The organism is Burkholderia sp. Leaf177, assembly GCF_001424345.1.
GTDB lineage: Bacteria > Pseudomonadota > Gammaproteobacteria > Burkholderiales > Burkholderiaceae > Caballeronia.
The window spans coordinates 447,294-464,568 of the sequence record NZ_LMPF01000023.1 but is presented as its reverse complement, the minus strand read 5'-3'; the positions used below and the strand labels follow the sequence as shown (position 1 = coordinate 464,568).

The following is a 17,275-nucleotide window of genomic DNA, read 5'->3' as shown; positions in this document are numbered from 1 at the left end:
TATGTAATGATATCGATTCGCATTTACACAATCGCCTGCTTAGGTTGCATCTATCGCTCAAGCGAGATGCTGGCCGGCCGCCGCTTGTCTGCTCCAGATCCGTCATAAACCGTCGCGCGTTGGCGACGTTCCATTCACGGCTCGCGTCACGCGCGGCCATCAACCATTTAGTACCGGGGATGCACATAATGAGGAAGACACCGCTTGCTGCCGCGATCATGAGTTTCGCGGCCGTACCCGCAGCCGCGCCGCTTTTTGCCTACGCGCAAACCGCGCCGAGCGCTCAGGTCCAGGCGCCCGTTCAGGCGCAGCCAGAAGCCGTCACACCCGCAGAAAACGCGACATTGCCGCCCGTCAAGGTGACAGGCCAGGTGGATACATCGAATGATTTCCAGCCGGAAAAATCGAGCGTCGGCGCAAAGGTGCCGACCGCGTTGCGCGATATCCCGCAAGCAGCCGTGGTCGTCCCCAAGTCCGTGCTGCAATCGCAGGCCGCAACGTCTTTCTCCGATGCCCTTCGCAACGTGCCCGGCGTGACCATCGGCGCGGCGGAAGGCGGTCAGATTGGCAACAACATCAACTTGCGCGGGTTCTCGGCGCGCACGGATATTTACCTCGATGGCTTCCGCGATCGCGGCCAGTATTATCGCGATACGTTCGATCTTGAATCCATCGACGTGCTGTACGGCCCGTCGTCGCTGTATTTCGGCCGAGGCTCGACGGGCGGCGTGATCAACCAGGTGAGCAAGCAGGCGGGACTGAAAGCGCACGCATCGGTTTCCGCGATGATCGGCACCGACGACCGTTATCGCGGCACGTTCGACATCAACCAGCCGCTCTCCAGCACGTCGGCTATCCGCCTCAACGCATTCGGCCAGGATCTGGGCTCGACGCGCGACGTGATGAAAAGCAAGGATTACGGTTTTGCGCCGACGGCGACCTTTGGTATTGGCACGCCAACCGAAATCACCTTGTCCGCGCTGATCCAGCACAATCGCGATCAGCCCGATTACGGCATTCCGCCGGTGAACGGCGCGCCGGCGCCGGTCAGCAAAAGCCAGTTCTACGGTTTCGTAGGCGATCGCACGATGCAGGACGTGCAGACGGTTTCGGCGCGTATCAAACATCGTTTCAGCGATGACCTCACGCTGCGCAACCAGACGCAGTTCAGCCACTACAGCACCGAAGCACGCGCAACCAACGCGGCCGCCGTGCTGACCGGGCCGAATGGGAACTCGCCGGCGCTCGCAAACGGCAACTTCACGTCGCTGCCGCTTTCGTCGCTGTTCGTAAGGCTGCAGGGCAAGGACCGCAACATCAACGATCATTCGGTCTACAACACGACCGATATCGACTACAAGTTCAATACCGGTTTCCTCAAGCATGAAGTGATCGCGGGCGTCGACCTGAGTCACGAGACCTACAGCAACCAGTCGTTCACCGCGACCACGCCGGGATTGCCGTCGAACACCATCGCAATCGTGCCGCTGCTCAATCCGCAATACACCACGCGGCCGGCCAATACGCAGGAAGTCGCGACCAACCTGGCGGAATCGAGCGCGAACGGTATCGGCGTGTACGCCAACGATACGGTCTCGATCGGGCAATACTGGAAGGTCGTGGGCGGCGTGCGCTGGGACCGGTACGAGGCGTCGATCAAGAACACCATCAACGCGCCTTCGTACGGCACGCAAACCAACTTCTTCACGAGCGTGCGCGCCGGGATTATTTTCCAGCCGACCGACTGGCAGTCGTACTACGTGTCGTACGGCACGTCGTTCAACCCTTCGCTGGAAGCGCTGACGCTCACGAACAACCAGCAGAACATTCCGCCGGAATCGAACCGCTCGTATGAAATCGGCTCGAAATGGGATTTGCTGAACGGCGGTTTGTCGGTGACGCAGTCGCTTTTCAATATCGATAAAACCAATGCCCGCACGGCCCAGCCCGACGGCAGCTACACGCTCGACGGCGATGTCCGCGTGCGCGGTTATCAACTCGGCGTGGCCGGCCACATCACGAACAAGTGGCAAGTGTTCGGCGGCTACACGTATATGGACGGCGAAGTCGTGAAGGCGCTGGACAATACGAACGGCAAGACGCTCGCCAACACGCCGCGCAACATGATCACTATCTGGACCACCTACGACTTTACGCCGCAATGGACGATCGGCGGCGGACCGGTGTACACGTCGTCGCGATATGCAGCCAGCACCGACTTCGTGAAGGTGCCCGCCTACACCCGTTGGGACGCGATGGCTGCGTATCACCAGAAGCGTTACGACATCCAGTTGAACGTGCAGAACCTGACCAACAAGCATTACTACGATGCGTTGATTCCATCGGATGGCGGACGCGCGGTGCCGGGTTACGGCCGCACGTTCCTGGCAACGCTAAACTACCGGTTCTATTGATTCCACTGGTCAGGCGCGGCGGCGCTGCATATAAATCATGATTCTTTCGATACCCGACGTCCTCAGCCCCGGGGACGCCGCCGCGATGCGCCAGCGGCTCGATGCCTCCGATGCCTGGGTAGACGGCCGCGCAACCGCCGGCTATCAGGGCGCGCCGGTCAAGCGCAATCAGCAGATCGCGCAGGAAGCGCCGATTGCGTTCGAACTCGGCGACACGATCATTGCGTCGCTCGAGCGGCACCCGCTGTTTATCAGCGCTGTGTTGCCGAACAAGGTTTATCCGCCGCTTTTCAACCGGTATGAAGGCGGGATGCACTTCGGCAGTCATGTCGATGGCGCCATTCGTCTCGTGCCCGGACATGGAACGCGGGTGCGCACGGATGTATCGATCACGGTTTTTCTCACGCCGCCCGACGAGTACGACGGCGGCGAACTGGTTATCGAGGATACCTACGGCGTGCAGGAAGTGAAGTTGCCGGCGGGATACGCGATTGTTTATCCGGCGACGAGTCTGCATCAGGTCCGGCCGGTGACGCGCGGAATGCGGGTGGCGAGTTTCTTCTGGGCGCAAAGCCTGGTTCGCGACGACACGCGGCGCAGTTTGCTATTCGATATGGATACGGCGATTCAAAGGCTGAACGCCGAGAATGCCGACGATGCCGCCCGCCGCACGCTGGTCGGGTGTTATCACAATCTGCTGAGGATCTGGAGCGAGACTTGAGCGGGGTTGGAGCTTTTACCAGGAGAGTTCCGCGTCAATAAGATTTCCAAATTCGCCTACGAGAAGCGCGTCGTCGACAGTCTCTGCAATGCCCTTGCTTGCCTCGGCCCAGCCTTCTCGCGCAGGTTTGGTCTGCTCGCGGGAAACGGCTTCGTCGTTCTCAGGTTCCATCTTTCCTCCTTTCTCACCAGGAACGCGACGGTAATACACGCCGCCGCCGCTTATTGTCATTAATCGTTGTATCTATTGGAAACGCGCGCAAATCGCCCCGCCCGCGCCCTTCCCTGCTGTCCGCTCCTTACGACCGGTATACTCACGCGTCGCCCAAAGTCGCCTGAAAAGGCGTCTTCTGCATTTTTTCCACACGAAACACCGAACAAGCCCTTCGAGGCATCCGTCTTCATGCTCACGCCTCTTATTGCGCGTCTCGTTACCTTGTCCATCCGCCGGCCGGCGTGGATTATCGTTTTGTCGCTGCTGGCTGCGATTTTTAGCGGCTATTACGTGCTGCATCACTTCAAGATCAGCACCGACATCAGCCAGCTGATCGAGACGGAACCCGACTGGGCGGCGCGCAGCCACGCTATCGACGCCGCGTTCCCGCAGCGCGGTTCCACCGTGCTCGTGGTGGTCGAAGCACAAGCGCCTGAATTCGCCGATGCCGCCGCCAACGCACTCGCCGCCGCGTTAGCCACGGACACGAAGAAGTTCACGGCCGTCTCGCAACCGTCGGGCGGCGATTTCTTCGAGCACAACGGCCTGCTGTATCTTTCCGCCGATAAAGTCGCCGACGCCACCCAGCAACTCGTCAAGGCGCGCCCGCTGATCAACGCGCTGGCCCACGATCCCACGCTGACGGGCCTCGCCGGTACGCTCAACACCAGCCTGAATATTCCGCTGCAACTCGGCCAGGTGACGCTCGGCCAGATGTCGAAGCTGCTTGGACAAAGCGCCGACGTGCTCGATAAAGTCGTCGCCAATCAGCCCGCGGTGTTCTCGTGGCGCAATCTCGTCGATACTTCCGCCACCCAGCCGGCGCGCGCGTTCGTCACCGTGCAGCCCGTGGTCGACTACAACGCGCTGGAGCCCGGCGCGAGCGGTTCGAACGCGATCCGCGCGACGGCGGTCGATCTGAAGTTGGCGGAGAAATATGGCGCGGTGGTGCGGCTTACGGGCGAACAACCGTTATCCGATGAAGAATTTGCATCGCTGAAAGATGGCGCCGTGTTGAACGGCATCCTGACGTTTATCGTCGTGTTGGTGATTCTCTGGCTCGCGCTGCGCTCGGGGAAGATGATCGTCGCGGTGTTCATCACGTTGTTCGTCGGGCTCGCGATCACGGCGGCGCTCGGCCTTCTCATGGTTCACGCGCTCAACCTGATTTCGGTCGCGTTCATGGTGCTGTTCGTCGGGCTCGGCGTGGATTTCGGCATCCAGTTCGGCGTCCGATATCGCGAGGAACGCTTCAAGGACGACCGGCTCGATGTCGCGCTCGTCAGCACCGCGAGGCACGTCGGCGTGCCTTTGACGCTCGCCGCCGCGGCGACCGCCGCCAGCTTTTTCTCGTTTTTGCCGACCGCGTATCGCGGCGTGTCGGAACTCGGGCAGATCGCGGGCGTGGGCATGCTGGTCGCATATTTCACGAACATGACGCTGCTGCCCGCGCTGATCAAGGTGTTCGGGCCGCCGGGCGAAGCGGGTTCGCCGGGGTTTCCAAAGCTTGCGCCCGTCGATGAATACCTTGCGCGCAACCGCAAGCCGGTGCTGATCGGCACGCTGATCGTGGTGATTGGCGCGCTGCCGCTCTTGATGCATCTGCGTTTCGACTTCAATCCGCTGAACCTGAAAGACCCGAAAACGGAGTCGATGGCCACGCTGATCTCACTGAAGGACGCGCCCCAGGCAGCGGTGAACGACGTCAAAGTGCTGGCGCCGTCGCTCGAGGAAGCGGACAAAATAGCCGCCAAACTAGCCAAATTGCCGGAAGTCGAACGCGCGACGACGCTGTCGTCGTTGATTCCCGCCGATCAGCCTGAAAAGCTCGCGTTGATCTCTGCCGCCGCGGCGCAGCTTCTGCCGGCGTTGAATCAGCGTGTCGCCGAGCCGGCCAACGACGCCGTGCGGGTTGCATCGCTGAAACGCTTGTCGAACTCGCTGGAGCTCGCCGCCGACGAACACCCGGGCCCCGGCGAAACCGAAGCGCGACGCCTCGCCGCGACGCTGAAAAAGCTCGTTGCCGCCAATGTCGCCACGCGCGATCGTGCCGAACATGCCATGTCGGCGCCGCTTCGCATCGCGCTCGGCCAGATGCGCGCGTTGCTGCAGCCGTCGCCCATCACGCAGGATTCGCTGCCGAAGTCGATGACCGAAGGCTGGCTCGCCGCCGACGGCCATGCGCTCGTGGAGGCATCGCCGAAAGCGCTGGAAGGCAAGAATCGCGACGACGACCAGATGCTCGCCCGCTTCGCCAATGCCGTCCAGAAGGCCGAGCCGAATGCCATCGGCGGTCCTATTTCGGTACTCCATTCGGCCAACACGATCATCAAGGCTTTCGAGCAGGCGGCGGTGTTGTCGCTGATCGCGATCACGATCCTGCTCTGGATCACCTTGCGTCGTGTGGGCGATGTTTTAAGAACTTTGATACCTTTGCTGGTTTCCGCCGTGGTCACGCTGGAGTTGTGCGTCGTGTTCGACATGCCGCTGAACTTCGCGAACATCATTGCGTTGCCGCTGATGCTGGGTATTGGCGTGGCGTTCAAGATCTATTTCGTGATGGCATGGCGCTCCGGGCAGACCGGTTTGCTGCATTCCAGCCTCACGCACGCCGTGATGTTCAGCGCCGCGACCACGGCAACGGCGTTCGGCAGTTTGTGGTTCTCGCATCATCCGGGCACGTCGAGCATGGGCCGCCTGCTGGTTTTGGCGCTATTTACGACGTTGATCGGCGCAGTGGTATTTCAGCCGGTTCTAATGGGCAAACCCCGGGTGCAGCGCAAAGGTGCCGACACTCTTTAATTCGTTTGATCACCAGCAAGATCCAAGGAAACGACTCATGACGATGGCAATCACGCCACGCGCCGCCCGCAGCTTGCGCGCTTGGTCCAGTGGCGCCGCAATCGCCTCCGCTTTATTGCTGGCGGGCTGCGCGACCGGTCCCGACCGAAAACCGGGCGATCCGCTCGAGCCGATGAACCGCGAGATTTTCAAGTTCAACGACGCCGCCGATAAATACGTCGCCCGCCCCATCGCGCAGGGTTACGTGAAGGTCACGCCAAGCCCGCTGCGCACGGCGATCAGCAATTTCTTTTCGAATATCGGCGACATTGGCAACTTCGCGAACAACCTGCTGCAACTGCGGATCACGGACGCGACCGAGGATCTGATGCGCTTCGCGTTCAACTCCACCTTTGGTATTGGCGGTTTGATCGACTGGGCAACGCCGGCCGGTTTGCCGAAGCACAACCAGGACTTCGGTTTGACACTCGGGCATTACGGCGTGCCGTCAGGGCCGTATCTGGTTTTGCCGCTGCTCGGACCGAGTTCGGTGCGTGATTCCACGAGCTGGATTGCCGGTTATCCGCTCAATCCCGGCACGTATCTGGCGGCAGGTCCGAACGCCGCGCTGTTCGGCGTGCGTTTCATGAGTGCACGGGCCGATTTGCTGGGCGCGACCGACATTCTGTCGCAAGCGGCGCTGGATAAATACGCTTTCGTTCGCGATGCCTACACGCAGCGGCGCCAGTATTTGCTGACGGGCGCGGCGAACGCCACGTTGCCCGATTACGGCGATGAAAGCGGCGCGACCGCCGTGCCGCCGGAAGGCGCGAGCGCGACGACCGCGCCGGCGCAGCCGGGCGCCGGAGGCAGCAGCAAGTCGCAAGGTTTGCCTGACTATTCGGACCCGGGAGCGCCATCGGCCAAACCGGCCGCGCCCGCTACCGATACGCAGAAAAGCAGCGACGAAAGCGTGCCGCAATACGAAGATCCTGCATCGAAGTAATCGTGTTGCACCGAGCTCGCGATACAGCCATCAAGCTGTATCGCGAATTCGTTTTCTTCGCGGGCGACCAAGGCCGGCGATGACACTGCAGCCAGCCGCGGCATCCCGCGCTGCGCGGCTACATCACGGCAGCCCACGGATATCGCTCGAAGTGGCGTTTTTCGAATGCCTCGATATCGGCGAGTTGCGTGAACGTCAGATCGATCGTGTCCATGCCTTTGATCACCATGCGTTTGTGTCTCGCGCTTAACGGAAATGCGAAGACCTCGCCGATGGTCGCCGACGTCACGGTTTGCGCTTCGAGATCGATCTTTAGTTCGGATTCCGGATCGTTCAAGGATTCATGCAGCAACATATCCACCGCTTCACGGTCGAGTTGCACGAGAAGCAGGCGATTGTTCATCGCGTTCGAATAGAAGATTTCAGCGAAACTCGGCGCAATGACCGCATCGAATCCATATTGCTGAAGGCCCCAGACCGCGTGTTCGCGGCTCGATCCACAACCGAAATTCGATCCGCCAATCAGGATGCGCGCCGCTTTGTATTGCGGCTGATTCAGCACGCAGGCGTCGATCGGGTCGCTGTTTTCATCGAAGCGAAGATCGTAGAGAAGACCATGGCTCAAGCCGGCTTTATCGATGATCCGAAGGAATTGCTTCGGCATGATCTGATCGGTATCGAGATTTTCGATGGGCAACGGAATCGCGCGGCCTTCAATGGTGCTCAGCTTAGACATGGCGCTTCTCCAGCGTGCGGACATCGGTGATCTTTCCGGTCAGCGCCGCGGCGGCGGCCATTGCGGGGCTCATCAAATGGGTGAGGCCGCCGCGTCCCTGCCGGCCCTCGAAATTGCGATTCGTCGTCGATGCACACCGTTCGCCTGCTTGCAGGAAGTCGTCGTTCATCGCGAGGCACATCGAGCAACCCGGTTCGCGCTATTCGAAACCGGCGTTCTTCAGCGTGTCGGCAATGCCTTCTGCTTCGGCCTGACGACGCACCGTTCCCGAACCCGGCACGACCATCGCGCGAACGCCGTGCGCGACTTTTTGCCCGCGAACAATTTCCGCGACAATGCGCAAATCCTCGATCCGTCCATTCGTGCACGAACCGATAAACACGCGATCGATCGGCGTCCCGGCTATTGGCTTATTGGACTCGAGGCCGATGTATTCCAGCGCGCGGCGTAACGCGGCCGCAGCTTCGGGCGTGCATTGGGATGCGGCGTCGGGGACGAGCGCATCCACGCGCATCGCCTGGTCGGGGCTCGTGCCCCACGTGACGAACGGCGCAATGTCGCTTGCATTGAAGCGATGTTCGGCGTCGAAGGTCGCGTCGTCGTCGGACTTCAGCTGTGTCCAGTCGGCGAGCGCGGCTTGCCACGCGGTTTCATCGAGCGACTTTGCATGCGCGCGGACGTAGTCGAACGTGGTCTGATCCGGCGCGATCAGCGCGGCCCGCGCGCCCGCTTCCACCGTCATGTTGCACAAGGTCATGCGCGCTTCGGCGGAAAGCGCGCGAATGGTCGATCCGGCAAATTCCACCGCGAAACCGCGTGCGCCCTGCGCGCCGATCTGGCTGATGACCCAGATGATCACGTCCTTCGACGACGTGCCGTAAGGCAACGCACCATCGATTGTGATGCGCATGGTTTGCGCCACGCGATACACGAGCGTCTGCGTTGCGAGCACGTGCTCGACCTCCGACGTGCCGATACCAAAGCCCAGCGCGCCGAGCGCGCCATAGGTCGTGGTGTGGCTGTCGCCGCACAGCACGGCCATGCCCGGGCGGATCAGGCCGAGTTCCGGCGCGACGATGTGCTCGATTCCTTGCAGCGGATCGTTCGCGGCGAAGAGGCGAATGCCGGCTTTATTGCAATTGCGCGCGAGGTTATCGGCTTGCAGCAAGGACGCCGCGTCACGGATCACGCGCGGCGATTCGGCGTGGGTCGGAATGATGTGGCTCACGACCGCGAGTTGCTGTTTCGGGCGGCGCACGGGGCGGTTTTTATCGGCGAGACCGCTGAACGCTTGCGGGCTCGTGTACTCGTTCATCAGATGCAGATCGACGTAAAGCAGGACGTTCTGGTCATCGATATGCGAAACCGTGTGCGAATCGACGAGCTTTTTATAGAAGGTTGTGGGGATCGACATGGCGGGCTCTACGCTTTCAAAAACGGCAACGCGCATTCGATCAACAACTCGGGCGCTTCTTCAGGAATGTAATGGCCGCATGGCAGCGCGTGGCCGGTGACTTTGTCGGAGAAGGATTTCCATTCGGCGACCGGGTCGAAGCACTTTTCGATCACGCCATACGCGCCCCAAAGCGCCAAAAATTCGCACGCGATCTTCTGCCCTTTCGCAAGCGTCTCGCGATCGTGCTTGAGATCGATCGTCACGCTCGCCCGATAGTCCTCGCAGATGCCATGCGCGGTGCCGGGAAGCTGGAGGCAGCGTAGATATTCGGCGTATGCCTCTGGCGCGAACGGTTTCAACCCCGCGCTGCGGGCGCCGATGGTCTGCTTCAGGTAGAGATCGGCGTCGGCGTTGATCAGCGTTTCGGGGAACGGCGCGGGACGCACGAGGAAAAACCAGTGCCAGTAGGCGCGTGCAAAATCGAACGCGGTTTTTTCGTACATCGCGAGGGTCGGCGCGACGTCGAGCGTGAGGAGTTTCGTCACCGCGTCCGGATGATCCAGCGCCAAACGCACGGCAACGCGGCCGCCGCGATCGTGGCCCAGCACCGCGAAGGTCTCATGGCCGAGCGAACGCATCAGGTCGACCTGATCCTGCGCGAGCCGGCGCTTCGAGTAGTTGCTGTGATCGGGCAGACCTTCGGGTTTGTCGCTGTCGCCATAACCACGCAGATCCGTGATCACGAGCGTGAAATGCGCGGCGAGCGCAGGCGCGACCTTGTGCCAGATAACGTGCGTTTGCGGATGACCGTGCAGCAGCAATAAAGCCGGGCCGGCGCCGCCCGTGATTGCCTTGATTTTGACGCCATCGACGGTCGCCGATACGTCTTTGAATTGATCGAACATCGTTGTCTCCAGCAGTTTTATGAAGTTTAATTCATGCGTCTGCCGATACAATTTCTATTCAGGCAATCCAGACTTAACTTTTTGGAACGAATCCGATGGACGGTTTTTCCGATCTCAACCTGTTCACGCTGGTCGCGCGGCATCGGAATCTGGCTGCTGCGGCGCGCGATCTCGGTGTGACGCCGCCATCGATCAGCAAACGGCTTGCGCAGCTCGAAAGGCGCCTCGGCGTGCGGCTTTTAAACCGGACGACGCGGCGCGTCAGTCTCACGCCCGAAGGCGAGCTGTATCTGGCGAACGGCTCGCGCATCCTCGATGAACTCGCGGAACTCGAGCAGCTCGTCACGAAAAGCCGCGGAGAACCGACCGGGTTGCTGCGCGTCAATGCGTCGTTCGGGTTTGGACGCAGACGCGTGGCGCCGGCGGTATCGAAGTTCATCGCGCGGTATCCGGCCATCAAGATCCAGCTGCATTTATCGGACAAACCGGTGAATTTGCAGGAAGAAGGGTTTGATCTGGGCATCCGTTTCGGCGATGTCCCCGACGCACGGATCAACGCGCGATTGCTCCTGAAGAACCGGCGGGTCGTGTGTGCATCGCCGGAATATGTGAAGCAATTCGGCGCGCCCGCGATGCCGCATGATTTGACGCGGCATGCGTGTCTCGTACTTCGGGAAAACGAGTCGGCTTACGGTACGTGGCACTTCACGCGCGGGAAAAAGACGGAGACGGTCAAAGTCGATGGACCATTGAGCAGTAACGATGGCAGCGCGGTGCTCGAATGGGCACTCGACGGACGCGGCATTGCCGTGCGCTCGCAATGGGAAACCGAGGCTTTAGTGCAGGATGGAAAACTCGTTGTGCTGCTGAACGACTGGGCGCTTCCGAATGCGGATATCCACGCCATCTATCTGGAACGGCATCAGTTGTCGGCGAAGCTGAGGACGTTTGTGGAGTTTCTCGGAAAGGAATTGCAAGAACCTTCGGCTTGATAATCGCGATACCTTTAATCGAAAATAATTAAGGCGCTGTGACAGCGCCTTAATTATTCTGCTGAATATTAAAAGTAAATTGAATTACGCAGCGCGCTCAAAAGCCGGTTGCGAATGAGCGTTCCATTCATGCACTTTTGCCGGATCAGGCTGCGCGTCGCGCCGTGCGTCGATCTCGGTCATGCCATAAGCGAGCGCAAACTTCCGGGCATCCAGAGCGCACGCAAAGTGGCCCAGAATGCCGCTCGCACGCTGAAGACCATCGAACTCCCTGACAATCAGCATGGCGGCGTACGTGCCGTCGTCGTAAGCCGCCAGGGGAATCAGAACAACGTTCTTATAGGCGATTTCACCGTCGCGCATATCGAACTCCTCTCAGTAAGCGGTTCCGTCCGTCCAGAATGTTGGGCCGGACGAATACGTAAATTTGTGTTTAGGCATTATCAATAAACAAAATAACCGAGTCATCAGGATTTGCCCTATTTCGAAATTTTTTAATAGCTTCGATATGGTTCGCTGTTTTCACCGCGGTTTTAACGCAGTCAATACTTCATTCAAGGTCGGCTAGGTTAATCAATTTGCAACCGCTGTTATCGATAACGATCGAGACACCGATTTATTGCATGGCGACGAACATTTCCCTCGCGATGCCGACGGAAAGTCTTCTGCAGGGGCTTGTATCTTGTGCAGACCTTTTTTATCTTGGCGTATGCTTGCTTCGACATCGACGTTAACTGAACAACACGTAACTGTTGTAGCCACTTCATCCGACACACGACTTTTGGGGGACTTGTGAAAATCGAATCGACCGAATGGTTTCCGTTGAGTGACTTTGCTCCCGTTCGCGATGGCTGGTACGAGGTTCAACTCGCCAGCGGCGAAACCGCGTTCGCAAAGTTCGGCGCGGACGAGTGGACCGAAAAACCGCTGCTGGTTTTCACGCACTGGCGCGGGCTGGTTGCGGATCCGAGCGCCGCTGAAGAAACGGAAAATATCAGCGCTGAAGTCGTCGCCGCCGAGGGCGTGAGAGCGGTCTGGGACAAGTTTTTCCCAGGGTCGGGAGACGAACAACATAAGCCGCTGGGCGCCGGGTGACCGAATAATCGGCCGTCTTTGCATGTAGCGCGCAAGACCCGGACACGCCGCGTGTGACAATCCGCTTTCCCTATTCTCACAACCACATCGCGGCGGCTACACATGAACAAGAAAGTGACCTATCTGGTCAGCATCTTTATCGGCAGTCCGACGCAGCAGCACGCGCAGATCAAGGACATCGCCGTGCAGTTGTCGGGCGGCGATTACGAATTCCTGCATCTTCATCAGATGGGCGCATTTCTCGTGCTCAACACCGATCGTGACGCGCGGGAATTATCGAGCTCGTTTGCACGCGCCACTGCGGCCGACGACCGCGTATTCATCTGCGAGATAGGTCAGGACTGGCACACGCACGGCCTGAACAAGGCGATGTTCTGGCTGCAAAACCATCTGGCAACGAAGACGCAAGCGCCAGCCGCAAAGAAAGGAAATCCGTTTGGCGATTGATCACGGCCACCGGCCCCAGAACGCTTCCGAGCCGCTGCATTCCGTACGAATAAAATCGGTCAGCAGTTTGACCCGCGCGATATCCCGCGTATCGGCGTGCGACACCAGCCAATAGGAACGGCTGAGCGCGATTTCATCGGGCAATATGCGCACGAGCGCCGGCTCGTTGCGGGCGATAAAACACGGCAACACGCCAATCCCCGCGCCGCCGCTCACGGCAGCGGCCTGACTGATCACATTTGATATCCGCACCGACGGCATCAGCGCCGTTGATATCTGCGATAAATAATCGAGCTCCGTGCTCCACATCAGGTCATCGATATACCCAATCCATCGATGCCTGAAGATGTCCTGAAACGTGTTGATGGGCGCGTGCGATTCCAGATATTCGCTCGATGCAAAAACGCCGAGCGCGTAATCATTAAGCCGATGTGCATAAACCCGGCCACGCGTTGGCCGCGTCATGGTCACCGCAATGTCCGCTTCGCGCTTCGACAAGCTGAACATGCGCGGATTCGCGACCAGCTCGATCTCAAGATCGGGATGCGCGGCCGTGAGTTTGGCGAGCCTCGGCGCCAGAAAATAGGTGCCGAAACCCTCGGGCGTTCCCACGCGGACGGTGCCGGTCAAACCGCCTGAAGGGTCGTCGAGACGCGCGTTGATACGCATCGCAAGGCTTTCCATGGCTTCGGCGTCGGTCATCAGGCGTTCGCCTTCGGGCGTCAGTAGAAACCCGACCGAACTGCGCTCGAACAAGGTCACGCCAATGCTCGCCTCGAGCGATGCCACCCGTCTGCTCAACGTGGAATGATCGACGCCCATTTGCTGCGCCGCGATAGTCAGGCGTCCTGCACGCGCAATCGCAAGGAAGGCCTGGAGCGCGTCCCAGTCGAATTTGCGCATGGGGATTTTTGCACAGCGCGGTTGTGGAATTGCCCATTCTATTGCAAAAAGCATGCTGCTATCTTTGGTTTCAAGGACGCTTCAAACGCCTCTGGAACATCACAACAAAGGAGACAGCATGTCGCTAATCGCGAAACTAGAAGCACGCGCTCAGGCAGACCGCCCGGTTCGCGTCGGATTGATCGGCGCAGGGAAATTCGGTTCGATGTATCTTTCGCAAGCGCCGCGCACGCCGGGTATTCATCTGGTTGGCATTGCGGATATTTCGCCTGAACGGGCGCGCAACGCGATGCATCGCGTAGGTTGGGAGGAAGCGCGTTATTCCGCTGCTTCGTGGTCCGAAGCATTGCGCAGCGGCTCGACTTTCATTACCGATGACGCCGACGCCATGATCGCGAGCGATCACGTGGATATCGTGATCGATGCAACCGGCAGCCCCGCCGCCGGCATTCACCACGCGCTGCTGTGCTGCAAATACAAGAAACACATTGTGATGGTCAACGTCGAAGCCGACGTTCTCGCCGGGCCGCTTCTTGCACGACGCGCGGCCGAAGCCGGCATCATCTATTCGATGGCATCCGGCGATCAACCCGCGTTGATTGCGGAACTCGTGGATTGGGCGCGTACGATCGGTTTCGAAGTGATCTGCGCCGGCAAAGGCACGAAGTATCTGCCGGCGTATCACCAGTCGACGCCTGATACCGTGTGGGGCTACTACGGCTTCACCGAAGAACAGGTCGGGTCCGGCGACTTCAACGCGCAGATGTTCAACTCGTTTCTGGACGGCACGAAATCTGCGCTGGAGATGGCGGCGGTATCGAATGCATGCGACTTGCGCCCGCCTTCCGATGGCCTCGCGTTTCCCGCTTGCGGCGTGGACGATCTTCCGAATCTCTTGAAACCCGCGTCCGATGGCGGCATTCTCCCGCATCGCGGCAGCGTGGAAGTGGTGTCGTCACTGGAACGTGATGGACGCCCCGTCTTCCGCGACCTGCGATGGGGCGTGTATGCGGTCTTCGAAGCGCCATCGGATTATGTGCGCGACTGCTTTGCGCAATACGGCCTCAAGACCGACAGCAGCGGACGCTTCGCGGCCATGTACAAGCCGTATCACCTGATCGGACTGGAACTGGGGATATCGATAGCTAGCATTGCCGTGCGCGGCGAAGCAACGGGCGCGACGACGGGCTTTCACGGCGATGTCGCCGCCACCGCGAAGCGCGACTTGCGGGCCGGCGAACGGCTCGACGGCGAAGGCGGGCACACCGTCTACGGCAAGCTGATGCCCGCAACGGACTCGCTGATGCAAGGCGCGTTGCCCATCGGGCTCGCGCACAACATGGTGCTGCAGCGGCCCGTTGCCGCCGGTCAGCCGGTTCGCTGGACCGATGTCGCCTTCGACGCCACCAAGGAAGCCGTGAAAGTTCGCCTGGAAATGGAAGCGATGTTCAGGAAGGAACTCGGCGTGGAGGTTGCGGCAGCCAAGCTTGCATCGTAGGCATCCGTGATTCGCGCGGGCAAAGTCCCGCGCAAATCGCTCTCTATAACGCCCGCCAAAGGGCGACGGAGGAGACATGAGCCATATCAGCGACACCATCGTGGTCACGCCATCGGCGCGCACGGACGTCTACCGCAAGATCAGCTGGCGCATCATGCCGTTCATTGTGCTGTGCTATTTGTGCGGCTATCTCGATCGTGTGAACGTTGGCTTTGCGAAGCTGCAAATGCTCGGCGACCTGCACATGAGCGACGCCGTGTACGGCCTTGGCGCGGGCATTTTCTTTATCGGTTATTTCATCTTCGAAGTTCCCAGTAACCTGATTCTGCACAGGGTCGGCGCGCGGCTGTGGATTGCGCGGATCATGATCACGTGGGCGATCATTTCCGCCGCCACATTGCTGGTCAAGACGCCGATGCAGTTCTACACCGCGCGCTTTTTCCTGGGCGTGGCGGAAGCCGGATTTTCGCCCGGCATCATGCTCTACCTCACGTACTGGTTTCCCGCGCGAAAACGCGGCTTTGCGCTCGGCGTGTATTACATCGCGATCCCGCTGTCGGGCGTGGTTGGAGGTCCGTTGTCGGGCTGGGTTTTGACCCGCTTCGCGCATTCCACGGTCATGGCGGGATGGCAGTGGCTGTTTCTTATCGAAGCGTTGCCGGCGCTTGTATGCGGCATCGCCGTGCTTGCCTTGATGGTCGATAAACCCACTCAGGCGAAGTGGCTCACCGATACCGAAAAGAGCCTCGTCACCAGCGAGATCGATCGCGAAGATGCCGAGAAAACGACGCATCACAACCTGCGCGCAATCCTCTCCGACAAACATATCTGGAAGCTTTGCGCGGTGTATTTCTGCCAGATCATCGGGCTGTATGGAATCAGTTTCTGGCTGCCATCGATCATCAAGGATTCGGGGCTCACGGATGTATCGCTGATCGGATGGTTATCGGCGATTCCTTATCTCGTCGCAATCCCCGCGATCGTGTTGACCGGAATGAGTTCGGACCGTTTCCGTTCGCGGCGGATGCACTTTTCGGTGCTGGCCGTGATCGGCGCGCTGGGATTTGCGGCGAGCGGATATGTGGGGCATCACCCCGCGCTTGCGGTGATCTGGCTGAGCGTGGCGGCGGCCGGGATCTTGTCGGCGTTGTCGCTGTTCTGGAGCATTCCGTCGTCGTTTCTTGCGGGGACGTCGGTGGCGGTCGGGATTGCCGGGATCAACTGCGTGGGGAATCTGGCGGGGTTTGTATCGCCTTATGTGGTGGGCTGGCTCAATGTCACCACGCACGATAACCGGATGGGACTTTATTTCGTGGCCGTGTGTCTCGTGCTCGGCGCGTTGCTGGTCAGGACGATATCGGGGAAATTAGCGGATCGATAAGTTGTTGATCAGGGCCGGCTCGTTTGCGCCGGCCTTGATCGCTGCTTACCAGGGAACGACCCGCCCCAGGTAGTCGAGGTAATGCAAGCCCGAGCGCCCTTCGTAAGCATCCATGGTGTTCAGCAGATTCGGGATGCTTTCCTCAATAGTCAGACGCGCGCCCGATCCGCCCATGTCCGTCTTGACCCATCCCGGCGCCATCAACAGCAAGGTTTTTGCATCGTCTTTGTGACGCGCCGCAAAGCTGCGCATGAACATGTTGAGCGCTGCCTTGCTTCCTCGATAAACCTCGTAATTGCCATTCGTATTATTCGTCAGGCTGCCCTGCCCCGACGACATCACGCCGATCGTTCCGGCCGGTTGCACGAGGTCCTGAAACGCTTCGATGACCCTCATCGGACTCAATGTGTTCGTCACCATCACGCGCACGAATTCGTCGGTCGAGACATCGGCGATCGTTTCGCGATCATCGTTCTTGACGCCCGCGTTCACGAATAGAACGTCTAGCCGACGGTCTTTGAGACGGTCGTGCAACGCGGCGACCTGATCCGGAATCGTGATGTCGACGGTTTCAACTTCCAGCGCGCCTTCAGTGCTGTCCGAAAGTTGGCGTAGCTTTTCTATCGATCCATCCCTGCCGGTCGCGATCACCCGCCAGCCGCGCTTGAGATATTCCTCGACCATCGCAAATCCGAGACCGCGCGATGCGCCGATGATCAGGACGGTTTTCTGTGTAGATATGTTCTGCATGTTTAGCTCCCTTCGTTTCGATACAACCAATATATCG

15 protein-coding genes and 1 pseudogene are annotated in these 17,275 nt (G+C 59.7%); 9 read left to right on the top strand and 7 right to left on the bottom strand.

Going from position 1 to position 17,275, the window contains the following annotated elements; genetic code table 11:
- Positions 1-185 precede the first annotated feature (185 nt).
- Together ASG35_RS23120 and ASG35_RS23115 are read left to right on the top strand one after the other, a co-directional pair.
- The gene (locus ASG35_RS23120; protein ID WP_056363823.1) at positions 186-2,414 is read left to right on the top strand and encodes a TonB-dependent siderophore receptor; all 2,229 of its coding nucleotides are present in this window, start codon (positions 186-188) and stop codon (positions 2,412-2,414) included.
- 37 nt (positions 2,415-2,451) lie between these two features.
- Complete coding sequence (locus tag ASG35_RS23115) at positions 2,452-3,135, top strand: Fe2+-dependent dioxygenase (protein ID WP_056363195.1); 684 nt, start codon at positions 2,452-2,454, stop codon at positions 3,133-3,135.
- Positions 3,136-3,150: 15 nt separating this feature from the next.
- Here ASG35_RS23115 and ASG35_RS31625 read toward each other — a convergent pair whose 3' ends face one another.
- Entirely contained in the window at positions 3,151-3,306 is a 156-nt protein-coding gene (locus tag ASG35_RS31625) for a hypothetical protein (protein WP_442854858.1), read from the bottom strand.
- 231 nt (positions 3,307-3,537) lie between these two features.
- On the opposite strand from ASG35_RS31625, the gene ASG35_RS23105 reads away from it, so the two are divergent.
- Together ASG35_RS23105 and ASG35_RS23100 are read left to right on the top strand one after the other, a co-directional pair.
- The gene (locus ASG35_RS23105; protein ID WP_056363190.1) at positions 3,538-6,150 is read left to right on the top strand and encodes an MMPL family transporter; all 2,613 of its coding nucleotides are present in this window, start codon (positions 3,538-3,540) and stop codon (positions 6,148-6,150) included.
- Between the two features lie 37 nt (positions 6,151-6,187).
- Positions 6,188-7,135, top strand: a complete 948-nt coding sequence (locus ASG35_RS23100) for an MlaA family lipoprotein (protein ID WP_442854857.1) — start codon at positions 6,188-6,190, stop codon at positions 7,133-7,135.
- 118 nt (positions 7,136-7,253) lie between these two features.
- Here ASG35_RS23100 and leuD read toward each other — a convergent pair whose 3' ends face one another.
- From leuD to ASG35_RS23085, 3 genes and pseudogenes are all read right to left on the bottom strand, one after another.
- The gene (gene leuD, locus ASG35_RS23095) at positions 7,254-7,871 is read right to left on the bottom strand and encodes a 3-isopropylmalate dehydratase small subunit (protein WP_056363187.1); all 618 of its coding nucleotides are present in this window, start codon (positions 7,869-7,871) and stop codon (positions 7,254-7,256) included.
- A pseudogene (leuC, locus tag ASG35_RS23090) lies at positions 7,864-9,285 on the bottom strand (3-isopropylmalate dehydratase large subunit). Before leuC ends, leuD begins: the two are co-directional and overlap by 8 nt.
- A gap of 8 nt (positions 9,286-9,293) precedes the next feature.
- Complete coding sequence (locus ASG35_RS23085; protein ID WP_056363184.1) at positions 9,294-10,172, bottom strand: alpha/beta fold hydrolase; 879 nt, start codon at positions 10,170-10,172, stop codon at positions 9,294-9,296.
- Between the two features lie 95 nt (positions 10,173-10,267).
- On the opposite strand from ASG35_RS23085, the gene ASG35_RS23080 reads away from it, so the two are divergent.
- A complete protein-coding gene (locus ASG35_RS23080) occupies positions 10,268-11,164 on the top strand; it encodes a LysR family transcriptional regulator (RefSeq protein ID WP_056363181.1) in 897 nt (298 codons plus the stop codon).
- Between the two features lie 84 nt (positions 11,165-11,248).
- Here ASG35_RS23080 and ASG35_RS23075 read toward each other — a convergent pair whose 3' ends face one another.
- The gene (locus ASG35_RS23075; RefSeq protein WP_056363177.1) at positions 11,249-11,527 is read right to left on the bottom strand and encodes a hypothetical protein; all 279 of its coding nucleotides are present in this window, start codon (positions 11,525-11,527) and stop codon (positions 11,249-11,251) included.
- A 429-nt stretch (positions 11,528-11,956) separates the two neighbouring features.
- On the opposite strand from ASG35_RS23075, the gene ASG35_RS23070 reads away from it, so the two are divergent.
- Together ASG35_RS23070 and ASG35_RS23065 are read left to right on the top strand one after the other, a co-directional pair.
- A complete protein-coding gene (locus ASG35_RS23070) occupies positions 11,957-12,259 on the top strand; it encodes a hypothetical protein (RefSeq protein WP_056363175.1) in 303 nt (100 codons plus the stop codon).
- A gap of 102 nt (positions 12,260-12,361) precedes the next feature.
- Positions 12,362-12,706, top strand: coding sequence for a hypothetical protein (locus ASG35_RS23065; RefSeq protein ID WP_056363172.1), 345 nt, complete (start codon positions 12,362-12,364; stop codon positions 12,704-12,706).
- Here the strand turns inward: ASG35_RS23065 and ASG35_RS23060 are convergent, their stop codons facing one another.
- Positions 12,707-13,609, bottom strand: a complete 903-nt coding sequence (locus ASG35_RS23060) for a LysR family transcriptional regulator (RefSeq protein WP_056363169.1) — start codon at positions 13,607-13,609, stop codon at positions 12,707-12,709.
- Positions 13,610-13,727: 118 nt separating this feature from the next.
- On the opposite strand from ASG35_RS23060, the gene ASG35_RS23055 reads away from it, so the two are divergent.
- Together ASG35_RS23055 and ASG35_RS23050 are read left to right on the top strand one after the other, a co-directional pair.
- Complete coding sequence (locus ASG35_RS23055; RefSeq protein WP_056363167.1) at positions 13,728-15,107, top strand: NAD(P)H-dependent oxidoreductase; 1,380 nt, start codon at positions 13,728-13,730, stop codon at positions 15,105-15,107.
- Between the two features lie 76 nt (positions 15,108-15,183).
- On the top strand, positions 15,184-16,488 hold the full coding sequence (locus ASG35_RS23050) for an MFS transporter (protein ID WP_056363165.1): 1,305 nt from the start codon (positions 15,184-15,186) through the stop codon (positions 16,486-16,488).
- A gap of 45 nt (positions 16,489-16,533) precedes the next feature.
- Here ASG35_RS23050 and ASG35_RS23045 read toward each other — a convergent pair whose 3' ends face one another.
- Complete coding sequence (locus ASG35_RS23045) at positions 16,534-17,238, bottom strand: SDR family NAD(P)-dependent oxidoreductase (RefSeq protein ID WP_056363162.1); 705 nt, start codon at positions 17,236-17,238, stop codon at positions 16,534-16,536.
- Between the last annotated feature and the right edge of the window lie 37 nt (positions 17,239-17,275).